The sequence below is a fragment of the Pedobacter sp. PLR genome, assembly GCF_026239675.1.
GTDB lineage: Bacteria > Bacteroidota > Bacteroidia > Sphingobacteriales > Sphingobacteriaceae > Pedobacter.
Window position 1 is genome coordinate 155217 of the sequence record NZ_JAPIVQ010000010.1, and the last position, 11414, is coordinate 166630.

Sequence of the window (11414 nt, forward strand, 5' to 3'; positions counted from 1 at the left end):
CGTAGCTGAATGGATTAAAAGACAAGATTAATACCTGCAAGGATATATCGGCTACGCGGATAAGCGGCGTAATCAATCCCTGGTGTTAGCGGGTTACTTCTGCGGGTATTGGCTTCCGGATCATATCCTGAATAACCAGTAATCGTCAATAGATTATTTACCGTACCATACACCCTAAGTCTGGAAATAAATCCTGTGCGTTTCATTAGTTGCTCAGGAAGTGTATAACCCAGGGTCACATTCGTGATGCGCAGGAAAGAACCGTTTTCAATCGCAAAAGAAGTTAAGGCATAGTTTCCAGGCGTAGGTGTCCAGAAAGTGGTGTTCTCATTTAACGCGGCTAATGCTACCGGATCAGTTACTTTGACTCCATTTGCATCAAAATTCTTCCAGCGTTGCGTCATGATCTCCAACAAATTGTTGTCTTTCACATTATACTGAGAAGTAAACTCTAAACGATTCGCATTGTAGACCTTGTTTCCTACGGAAAAGTTAAGGAATACAGTCATGTCAAAATTCTTATACGTAAACTGGTTGTTGAATCCACCGGTAAACTTTGGTTGGGCATTGCCCAATACGGTACGGTCGTCTTCAGTAATCACCATACTTTCCGAAGAAGAAAGCTTTTTCAGTTTCATATCTCCGGGTTGTGGCTCTCTGTTTCCGATTAAAGATTTGCTGTTGGGCACATCGGATTTTAAAGTATAAGTATATACACCGGTATTGGTGTTTTGTACATAGTCGAAATCATTTACAGTGTATCTGCCATCAGAAATATACCCATAGAATTGCCCGACAGGCTTCCCTACTTCTACCTTCACATCTGCAAGGCTATTTACCCATCCCGACTGCGTCAGATAAGAATTCACCCCACTTTGCAATTCCAGAATTTTGTTCCTGTTGAAGGAAATGTTGAAACTGGTGTTATAGCTGAAATCTCTGCTTTTCACCGCAAGGAAGCCCAATTGTAGCTCAATCCCTTTGTTTTGTGTTTTACCTATATTTTGTTGTTGAGAAATATAACCCGAGATCGGTGAAATGTTAGCATCCAGCAATAAATCTTTTGTTTTATTCTCATACAGGTCGATGCTTGCGGTTAAACGGTTACTGAAAAGCTCCATATCAACCCCAATGTTGGTAGAAAGATTGGTTTCCCATTTAATGTTAGGGTTAGCCAGTTTCGTCGAAATCAAGCCGGTGCTTACCGCAGCATCATTAGCTGCATAGCCACCTGCGGTAGAATTCGCCAGGAATATCGTTCTGAACAAATCCTGACCGATTCTGCTATTTCCGGCAGCACCATAACTCAACCTGAATTTCAAGCTGTTTATCCATTTAATATTCGCTTGCTTAAAAAATTCTTCCTCAGAAGCACGCCATGCAACTTGTCCGGATGGAAAATTACCATAACGATTGCCAGCTGCAAATACAGAAATACCATCTCTTCTAAAATTGAAAGTAGCCAGGTATTTCCCTTTGTAAGCATAGGCAGCACGGGCGAATACAGAAAGGTTTCTTGTTCCGCTTACCAAAGAAGTTGGCTTATCCTGAACAGCGCCATTCGGCAAATCTGTTTTCTGAATGTTAGAGAAAGCCTCATCCGGAGTAATATTTGCAGGGAACCATTTAATCAGCATGTTGTCTGCATTCACATCATCATTGCGCAACTCTTGTCCCGCAAGGAGATCCAGACTATGGTCTGAGCCTAAATCCGGTTTGTAATTTAAGGTATTGGTATTGATGAAAGTCGTGCTATAAGAGTTCTCCAGCTGAATAGCAGGTCTGTTTGCATTATTTCTTGAGATATTCGTCAGCAAGCCATTGAAGGTATCCACATGACGGTCGTTATAATTCAAACCGATGGTGCTTTTCAAGGTCAGGTTTTTTAAAATCTGATAGCTTAGGTAAGCGCTGGTGATCAGATCATTGCGGTAATCATATTTCAATTCATTATGCGCTAAACTAATCGGATTGGTCAGGTTGGTTGCCTGAAAATCTGCATCAAACAAATCTCCTGAATCTCCACCACCCAGATAAGGCTGATAACGTACTGCATTCCTTAAACGGTTGGCACTTTGCGATTGCGTATTGCTGGTCCCTACTCCGTCTACACGCTGGCGACTATACCTCGCATTCAATCCGAACCTTAACTTATCAGAGATCTTATGGTCAAAACGAAAAGAAGCAAATGTTCTTTTATAAGCAGATTCCAACATAATCCCGTCTTCTTTGGTATTGTTAAGCGAGAAGTTGAAAGTTGTTTTATCAGTTCCTCCGGAAATATTCAGAATCTGGGTAGCTGACCAGGCCTGGCGACCGAAGACTTTATCCTGCCAATCTACTTTTGGAATATGCTTATAAATCTCTAAATCTTCAAAGGTTCCGTAAGCTTTGGTGAAATCGTCCTTTACCTGTAGAGAAGTGTTGTTATTGTACAATTCATATTGATAAGTTACAAAATCGAAAGGGTCCATCACTTCTAACTTGTTGACGATCTGACGAGCACCCCCGAATACATCAAATGAAATGATTGTTTTACCCGATTTTCCGGCTTTAGTGGTAATGATCATTACCCCATTTGATCCTCTGGAACCATAAATCGCAGTCGAGGCCACGTCTTTTAACAAGTTGATCGACTCAATCTCACCGGGAGATAAAATGGAAAGCGCATTGTCTACCGGAATCCCGTCTACAATATATAAAGGAGAATTGTCGCCGGTAAGCGAACTTCCACCACGCACTTTAACCTGGATATCAGCACCTGGATTACCTTCTGGCGTAGTCACCGATAAGCCGGCCATTTTACCCGATAACGCCTGTGCCAATGTTCCGACCGGAAAATCAGCCACATCCTTACCAGACAATACTGATACAGAACCCGTCAGCATTTCCTTCCTTACCGAGCCATAACCAATATTGATCATCACCTCATTCAGTTGGGATACATCTTCCTGTAAAATAAAATTGATTTTAGATTGTTTGCCTACCGGGATTTCCTGGGGCACATAGCCGATATATCTGGCGATTAAAACAGTTTCTCCCTGATCAGGAACAGAAATCCTAAACTGGCCTTTCTCATCCGTACTCACCACAATGGCGGTACCTTTAATAGAAACGCTCACGCCAGGAATAGATTCCTTGCTTGCTTTGTCGGTTACCTTGCCTGTTACCTGGCGAATTTTCTGTGCGTCCGCCCGGAAAACTACAATAGCCAACAATACAAACAGTAGTAAAATTCTTTTCATACTCGGTTTGGTTAATACTCCCCTTTTTTGGGATAAGGGGGTTTTGGTTTAATTTGGTTAGTATGGAAAATGCTCAGTCTTCCATTAACAATTCTACATTGTTTTTTTAATAAAGGAATCTCCGGGGCCAGATAAATTTGCGCAATCGTTCCCGACAACGTTGCCGACCTGAAAATCAGATACTTTTAATTAGAAGGAAAATCCTTATATTGCCCTATATAGACCGATTATTAAAACTTTCCATCTTTTTCATGTTCGAACCAACTACTTTAAAAGACATTGCAAAGGCCTTAGGCCTATCTACCTCCACTGTTTCAAGGGCATTAAGAGATACTCACGAAATCAGTTCTGAAACGAAAAAGATAGTATTGGAATATGCACAAAGGATCAACTACAGACCCAACCCTATTGCTTTAAGCTTAAAAGAAAGACGGACAAAATCCATAGGGGTTTTGGTGAGTGAGGTGGCCAACCATTATTTCTCTCAGGCCATTGGAGGAATTGAATCTATTGCCTACGACAGGGGCTATCATGTCATCATTACACAAACCCATGAATCTTACGAAAGAGAGAAGATAAATATTCAACATTTAGCCTCCAGAGGTGTAGATGGATTATTGGTTTCGCTATCTGCGGAGACTAGTGATACTGCTCATTTGAGTCTTTTACATGACCGCGGTTTACCGATGGTGTTTTTCGACCGTGTAGCCAAAGACATTGAAACTCATAAGATCAGTGCAAATAATGAACAAGGCGCCTATGATGCGACCATACAGCTGCTGGAATCCGGACGCCGGAAAATCGCACACCTGACCAGTTCTGACCACCTTTCTATCAGTATCGAACGATTGGCTGGTTATACCGCAGCATTGAACAAATATGGGATTCCGGTACAGCAGGAGTATATCAAACATTGTCCGCATGGCGGCATGTTTTCCGAAGAAACGGAACAGGCCATCAAAGAACTCATGTCCTTAAAAGATAAACCTGATGCTATTTTTGTTGCCGGAGACCGCCTGAGCATCGGATGTTTAACGGTGTTGAAGAAATTCAATATTTCCGTACCCGAAGAAATCTCTCTCTCCGGTTTTAGCAATTCCGATGTGCTGGACTTGTTTAAATCTCCATTAAGCTCCGTAAGGCAGCCTGCTTATGAAATGGGACGCCTGGCTACAGAAATGCTGATCAAGCTGATTGAAAGCAAATATCCGGTTACTGAATTTGAAAACCGCGTATTGGATACCGAACTGGTGATCCGTAGTTAGTCTTCGATTTTAGCAATCCGGTACGCACATCTCCGGTCTCCACTTACAATATGATCCATACGATGGATGCTCACAGCTTCTCCCAGAACGTGTTTAAATACGTTAAGCTCGGCGGTACAAAAGCCCTGACAGGTTTTTGCTGCCGCACAAATCGGACAATGGTTCTCCACTAACAGGTAACCGGATTCATCTTTACTATACTCCGCCATATACCCTTCTCTGGTCCTGATTTCCGCGAGTTTCGCAATACGATCTTCTAAATCAGCCAACGGTTCCAATTCCTCGAAATAACGTTGTTTTCCAGCCTGTTCGGTCACATCAATCACTTTCTGCAATGCTTCATCTCCCAAAGCATCGCGCATTCCGGCAATCAGCTTTACGGTTAATTCGGCATGAGTATCCGGAAACTTCGCATGGCCATCCTCCGTTAAATTAAAGAATTGTTTTGGCCTCCCCACTCCTGTAGATTCATTAAATGAGCTCACCAGGCCCTCCTCTGTATACTTCAATAACTGCAATCTTGCCCCTTCATTGGTGATACCCAGCTCCTTCGCTATCGAAGCCGAAGTCAAAGCTCCCCTGGTTTTCAGCAACATTAAAAATCTGTTTGTCTTCATAATCTAATAAACCAAGTATTTACTTGTTATATTAACAAAAGTACTAACTTTGCCGAACTTATCAAGCCCTAAAACCGATAATAATGGCCTTTGTCCGATCAGGTAAGCGGCAGATGAGCAATTATTCAATTATTCAACCCACAGGATTATGCCAATTAAGCTACTAAAGAATACCCTGACTGCTCCTTTTGCGACAGCTGACTTGCTGCCCGTCTATCTGGTTCCTTACTGGAACGTGCTTTTTAAGCAACACTAAGAAAACATTCCTGTTTAGCGCGATAATTCCCGCGTAACTTATTACTTCTGATCCCTCCGGATATCAGGAGCAGGAATCCTATGCCCAAATTTTTAAGCACAAAATCATTTAAAACACCGTCATCTAATGAACATTACCCGCACAAAACTACTCAGCTATCCCCTGTTATTAACCGCACTTTTCAGCGCCTGTACCGCAGCACAGCAACAAGAACAACAACAAGACCTTCCTGAATTTTCTACGCTCCTGATTGAACCCTCCGGAACTGCGGTTGCCGTAGAATACCCGGCCATCCTACAGGGTGAAGAAACTGTGGAAATCAGGTCCAAAGTAGATGGGTATATAGAAAAAGTATATGTGACCGAAGGAAGCCGCGTTACCAAAGGACAACCCTTGTTTATAATTGATGCCAACAGTTTCCAGCAGGACAGGAACAGCAAACAGGCTGCGGTACTTGCTGCCGAAGCAGATTTGGAAACAGCCAGCATCCAGGCAGAAAGAACTAAAGCCCTCGTAGATAAAAAGATTGTCAATGATTTCGAACATACTGCTGCAAAAAACATTGTCCGCGTTAAAAAAGCGGCCTTACTACAGGCAAAAGCAATTCTTTCCGCCGCGCAATCTAATCTTGCCTTTACCCATATCATAAGTCCGATCAACGGCGTAGTAGGTAGTCTTCCTCATAAGATAGGAAGTTTGGTGAGCAGTACTTCCGAAACGCCACTCACGAGCATTGCAAATACCGCAAAGATTTACGCGTTTTTCTCGCTTAGTCAGCAACAACTCGCCTCCTTCTTAAATAAGTATGATGGCAACCAGGCTACTGATAAATTTAAAAACATGCCGGAAGTTTCTTTAATCCTGGCGGATGGCAGCGCGTACCCAACCAAAGGGAAAATTGAAACGCTAAGTGGCGTATTGAATGCCAGTACCGGAGCGGCAAATTTCAAGGCAGTCTTCCCTAACCCCGAAGGAAAGTTATGGAGCGGCTCCAGTGCCGTATTACGCATCCCAACCCAACTGAACAATGCCCTAATGGTTCCTAAAAGTGCCACTTTCGAGCTGCAAGGCAAGCACTTTGTATTTACCATCGATCCTGAAAACACCGTTCATCACACCGCAATTGAAGTGATGGATGCCGGAACGGAGAAAGATTTCATTGTGAACAAGGGCTTAAAATCTGGAGATCAGATCGTGACCGAAGGACTCGATAACCTCAAAGACGGAATGAAAATCAAAACGGCAAAGCCGGTTAAAAAATTATCAACTGCGGCTGCACAATTATAAAAAGAGATGTTAAGAAAATTCATAGAAAACCCGGTACTGTCTACAGTCATATCGGTTATTATCGTCATACTTGGTCTTTTAGGCCTGCTCTCCCTTCCTATTTCTCAATATCCGGAAATTGCTCCGCCAACTGTTGCCGTTTCCGCAGCCTATCAGGGTGCCAATGCCGACGTAGTCATGAAAAGCGTGATTGTGCCCCTGGAAGAGCAAATCAACGGTGTAGAAAACATGACTTACATGACTTCCACCGCAAGTAACAACGGAAGTGCCACCATCACCATTTTCTTTAAGCAGGGCACTGACCCTGATCAGGCCGCAGTAAACGTGCAAAACCGCGTCACTAAAGCCACCAGTTTATTACCCAATGAGGTGATTAAAGCCGGAATTACGACCAGTAAAAAACTGAGCAGTACTGCTTTTAGCTTTTTACTATTCAGTAAAGACGGTGCTTACGACCAGAAATTCTTAGACAATTACCTGCGGATAAACATCATGCCACAGATGAAACGTGTGGAAGGTGTGGGCGAAGCCGTCATTTACGGAAATCAGGAATACTCAATGAGGATCTGGTTGAAACCGGATGCGATGGCCAGTTACCACCTGGTACCTGATGATATTACAGCTGCCTTAAAAGAACAAAACATAGAAGCAGCTCCCGGTAAAATCGGAGAGAACAGCAGACAGTCTGTCCAGTATGCCTTAAAATATACCGGCAGATTGGAAGAAGCTGCCGGGTTTGAAAACATCATTCTCCGCAGTGCACAGCAAGGCGGATTGGTCAGGTTAAAAGATGTGGCCAGCGTAGAGTTTGGCGCATTAGACTATACAACCAGTCTGGTAACCCAGGGAAAAGTGTCTTCCGGTGGTGCCATAAGCCAGTCTTCCGGCTCCAATGCCAGAGAACTGATCATTGCCTGTGAAAACATTTTGAAAGAAGCCTCGAAGGATTTTCCTCCGGGTGTGGAGTACCAAACCTTTTTAAATGCCAATGAATTTCTGGATGCCTCCATTGAAAAAGTGATCTATACCATTATAGAAGCCTTTATCCTGGTATTCATTGTGGTGTTTATCTTCTTACAGGACTTCAGGTCTACCTTAATTCCGGCTATTGCCGTACCAGTCGCCATCATTGGTACCTTTTTCTTCTTAAAGCTTTTCGGTTTTACGATTAACTTACTGACACTTTTCGCGCTGGTGCTGGCGATAGGGATTGTGGTAGATGATGCGATTGTAGTGGTCGAGGCCGTCCATGCGAAGCTGGATCAGGGGGCTAAATCTGCGAAAAAAGCAACCATCCATGCGATGAGTGAAATCAGCGGAGCAATTGTTTCGATTACCCTGATCATGTCAGCAGTATTTGTGCCGGTTACTTTTATCACCGGATCCGCAGGTGTATTTTACAAGCAGTTCGGATTAACCTTAGCTGTGGCGATTGTGATCTCTGCCGTTAACGCCCTTACTTTAAGTCCGGCGCTTTGTGCGATACTCTTAAAACCGCACCACCCAGAGAAAGACCATCCAAAACAAGGTTTTATGCCGCGGTTCTATGCCGGATTTAATGCTTCATTTGAATCCTTAACCGGTAAATATATGTCGGCAGTAAGGTTTTTGATTCGAAGAAAATGGGTTTCTGTGATAGGTATTGCGCTTTTCGGAATGATTTTCTATTCCTTATTGAAAACTACACCTACCGGTTTTGTGCCCAATGAAGATGGTGGTGCCATTTATGGCGATGTGATCCTCCCTCCTGCGGCAACCTTAGAACGTACCGAAGAAATCACCAATCTGGTAGACAGTATCGCCAGAAGCATTCCGGAAGTAGAACTTTCTTCCCGACTGGCAGGAATGGACCTGATCAATGGTTTTGGTGGTTCTTATGGCGCCTTGTTTATCCGTTTAAAACCATGGAATGAGCGTAAAGGACCGCAACAGGATGTGGGGAGCATCGTAAACCAGCTTTTCGCAAAAACTGCGCATATCAAAGGAGCAAAAGTAATATTTTTTGCTGCGCCAACCTTACAGGGCTTCGGAAACAGCAATGGTTTCGAAGTACAGTTACAGGATAAAACCGGCGGCAATTATGAAGCGTTTGCCAAATCTATCGGGAAGTTCATGGCTGGCATCAACCAACGTCCGGAGATTATGTATGCCACCAGTCCATTCAACATTGGTTTTCCGGAATTGGAAGTTAACGTCAATGTGGCCCGTTGTAAAGATGCAGGCGTATCTGTAAACACCGTATTGAACACGCTTCAAGGTTATTTTGGTGGGGTTTATGCTTCCGATTTCAACAAATTCGGCAAGCAATACCGCGTCATGATGCAAAGTCACCCGGATTTCAGAGAGAAAGAAACCGACCTGAACAAGGTATTTGTTAAAACGGATCAGGGAGTCATGGCACCGATTTCCGAATTTGTGACCTTAAAGAAAACCTATGGTCCGGAGTTCATCAACAGGTTCAATCTCTTTACTTCCACCATGGTGACCGGTGTTCCCAATAAGGGATACAGTTCCGGTGATGCCATAAAGGCCATTGAAGAAGTTGCGGCCCGGACTTTAAGTCGCGGTTACACTTACGAATTTTCAGGCTTAACCAGAGAAGAACTGTCCAGCGGTAGTCAGACGATCATGATTTTCGCCTTATGTCTGGTCTTTATCTATTTCCTGCTCAGTGCGCAGTATAAGAGTTATATCCTGCCCTTCTCGGTCTTATTTTCCTTACCAATAGGTTTAGCCGGTGCCTTTATTTTTGCCAACCTGTTTGGAGTGGACAACAATATCTTCCTTCAAATCAGCCTGATCATGTTAATCGGCTTGCTCGCCAAGAACGCTATTCTGATTGTAGAATTCGCCTTGATGCACAGGTTAAGTGGTAGAAGCATCGTACAAGCAGCCTTGTTAGGTGCAAAAGCAAGATTACGCCCAATCCTGATGACTTCCTTCGCCTTCATTTTCGGATTGATTCCATTGATGCTGGCTACTGGTGCAGGTGCATTGAGTAATAAATCCATTGGTACTGCCGCCGTTGGTGGGATGCTGATCGGAACCTTATTTGGCGTATTTGTAATCCCGGTATTGTTTGTCATTTTCCAATCCCTGCAGGAGAAAATATCAGGGGTACCGACTCCGAATCACCCTCCACGTCCAATTCCAGAAATCAATTAATTGAAACCTTATGAAATTATTTCCACATAAAACCCTTTTGTTGCTGTTGGTGGCAGCAGTATGGAGTTCCTGTAAAGTCACCAAAACTTATCAGCAACCCAATACACTTAAGCAAGGTGCTTATCGCAGTTCACAGCAAACGGATACGGTAAACATGGCCGGTATGCAATGGTCTTCTCTTTTTACGGATACCGTTTTACAACAGCTGATCAGAGCAGGACTGGCTGCCAATCTGGACCTGAAAATTGCAGTAGAACGCATCAATCAGTCGAAAGCTGTATTTAGAAGAAGTAAGGCAGCTTACCTTCCCGATTTAAAAGGAAATGTTGGGCTGAAAGAATCCAAATTATCCTATCCTCAGGGATTTGGCCTTTTCAGTAATACCACACAGTACGACTTTGGCATCAGCAGCAATTGGGAGCTGGACATCTGGGGCAAATTAGGAAGTGCAAAAAGCGGAGCAATGGCAGAGCTGTTGGCCAGTGATGCCGCCAAAAGAGCCATACAGACACAGCTGATTGCTGATATTGCCAACCATTACTACGACTTGCTGACACTGGATGAGCAATTATTGCTCACCAGAAAAACCGCCCTGAACAGAGGTCAGGATGCCGCAACCATTAAACTGTTATTTGAAAACTCGATCTTAAATGGTGTTGCCGTCGTACAAAGTGAGGCGAATTACTATGAAGCGGAGCTGTCAATCCCGGACCTGGAACAAGAAATCAGCGCAAAGGAAAACGCATTAACCGTATTGCTGGCGAGGGCTCCCGGCCCCATTCCCAGAACTTCCCTTAGACAACAACAACTTACTTATGATTTGAAACCTGGAATACCGGCGCAATTGCTGGCGCATCGTCCTGATGTACAGCAGGCAGAATACCGGTTTCGCGCAGCATTTGAAAACAGCAATGTAGCCAGAACCCAGTTCTACCCGGGATTGAACATCACTGCAATGGGCGGATTTTCAAGTTTCAGTCTTAAAGACTGGTTTAGCAATGGCAGTTTATTCGGCAACATTGCCGCTGGATTAACCCAGCCTATCTTTAACAAAGGGCAAAATAAAGCGGGTTTAACCATCGCGCTTTCTAAGCAGCAAGAAGCGTTGCATGGCTTTGAACTGTCCTTACTGAAAGCAAGTCAGGAAGTATCAGATGCGCTTTCTGCTTATCAGGCAGCTACACAAAAAGAAGAAAAGCGAGCAAAACAACTGAAAGCTTTAACCCTGGCTGTTGAATTTAATAAAGAGCTGTTAAACAACAGCAACAATACCAATTATACGGATGTACTTGCTGCAGAGCAAAACCTGCTGACCGCGGAACTGAAAGGAATCAACGACCAGAGTCAGAAATTACATGCAGTAGTAAATCTATACCGCGCATTAGGCGGAGGTTGGAACTAATACTGTAGAAATGCTGGTTTGGAGGACTGCTACGGCATTTTCTCCAAACCAGCTATCACAAACCTCCTCTTCACATACCGCCCTGTTTTAAACACCAGCTTGCTATCAGATGAAAAATTAAAGCTATTCAGATCAAGCTATTATGACAATAGCCTGAAATAATTCAGGTAAAGTCTA

Annotated in this window: 6 protein-coding genes; 4 read left to right on the forward strand and 2 right to left on the reverse strand. The window is 43.6% G+C overall.

Translation table 11 applies throughout. The features are described 5' to 3' along the window. Window positions 1–14: 14 nt before the first annotated feature. A complete protein-coding gene (locus OQX61_RS22155) occupies window positions 15–3245 on the reverse strand; it encodes a TonB-dependent receptor (protein ID WP_265844009.1) in 3231 nt (1076 codons plus the stop codon). Between the two features lie 251 nt (window positions 3246–3496). On the opposite strand from OQX61_RS22155, the gene OQX61_RS22160 reads away from it, so the two are divergent. Next, entirely contained in the window at window positions 3497–4510 is a 1014-nt protein-coding gene (locus tag OQX61_RS22160; RefSeq protein ID WP_265844010.1) for a LacI family DNA-binding transcriptional regulator, read from the forward strand. Here the strand turns inward: OQX61_RS22160 and OQX61_RS22165 are convergent. Then, window positions 4507–5127 (reverse strand): metalloregulator ArsR/SmtB family transcription factor, encoded by a 621-nt coding sequence (locus OQX61_RS22165; protein WP_265844011.1) that lies wholly within the window; start codon window positions 5125–5127, stop codon window positions 4507–4509. The genes OQX61_RS22160 and OQX61_RS22165 overlap by 4 nt on opposite strands. Before the next feature lie 382 nt (window positions 5128–5509). Between OQX61_RS22165 and OQX61_RS22170 the strand changes: the two genes are divergently transcribed. From OQX61_RS22170 to OQX61_RS22180, 3 genes are read left to right on the forward strand one after another with little or no spacing between them, the layout of a single operon-like run. Beyond that, a complete protein-coding gene (locus OQX61_RS22170) occupies window positions 5510–6670 on the forward strand; it encodes an efflux RND transporter periplasmic adaptor subunit (protein ID WP_265844012.1) in 1161 nt (386 codons plus the stop codon). 6 nt (window positions 6671–6676) lie between these two features. Beyond that, window positions 6677–9835, forward strand: a complete 3159-nt coding sequence (locus tag OQX61_RS22175; protein ID WP_265844013.1) for an efflux RND transporter permease subunit — start codon at window positions 6677–6679, stop codon at window positions 9833–9835. Window positions 9836–9845: 10 nt separating this feature from the next. Beyond that, a complete protein-coding gene (locus OQX61_RS22180; RefSeq protein ID WP_265844014.1) occupies window positions 9846–11237 on the forward strand; it encodes an efflux transporter outer membrane subunit in 1392 nt (463 codons plus the stop codon). Window positions 11238–11414: the final 177 nt, after the last annotated feature.

Bases quoted from the DNA above. Each gene is read 5' to 3' on its own strand.
- OQX61_RS22155 (WP_265844009.1), bottom strand. From the start codon at position 3,245: ATGAAAAGAATTTTACTACTGTTTGTATTGTTGGCTATTGTAGTTTTC.
- OQX61_RS22160 (WP_265844010.1), top strand. From the start codon at position 3,497: ATGTTCGAACCAACTACTTTAAAAGACATTGCAAAGGCCTTAGGCCTA.
- OQX61_RS22165 (WP_265844011.1), bottom strand. From the start codon at position 5,127: ATGAAGACAAACAGATTTTTAATGTTGCTGAAAACCAGGGGAGCTTTG.
- OQX61_RS22170 (WP_265844012.1), top strand. From the start codon at position 5,510: ATGAACATTACCCGCACAAAACTACTCAGCTATCCCCTGTTATTAACC.
- OQX61_RS22175 (WP_265844013.1), top strand. From the start codon at position 6,677: ATGTTAAGAAAATTCATAGAAAACCCGGTACTGTCTACAGTCATATCG.
- OQX61_RS22180 (WP_265844014.1), top strand. From the start codon at position 9,846: ATGAAATTATTTCCACATAAAACCCTTTTGTTGCTGTTGGTGGCAGCA.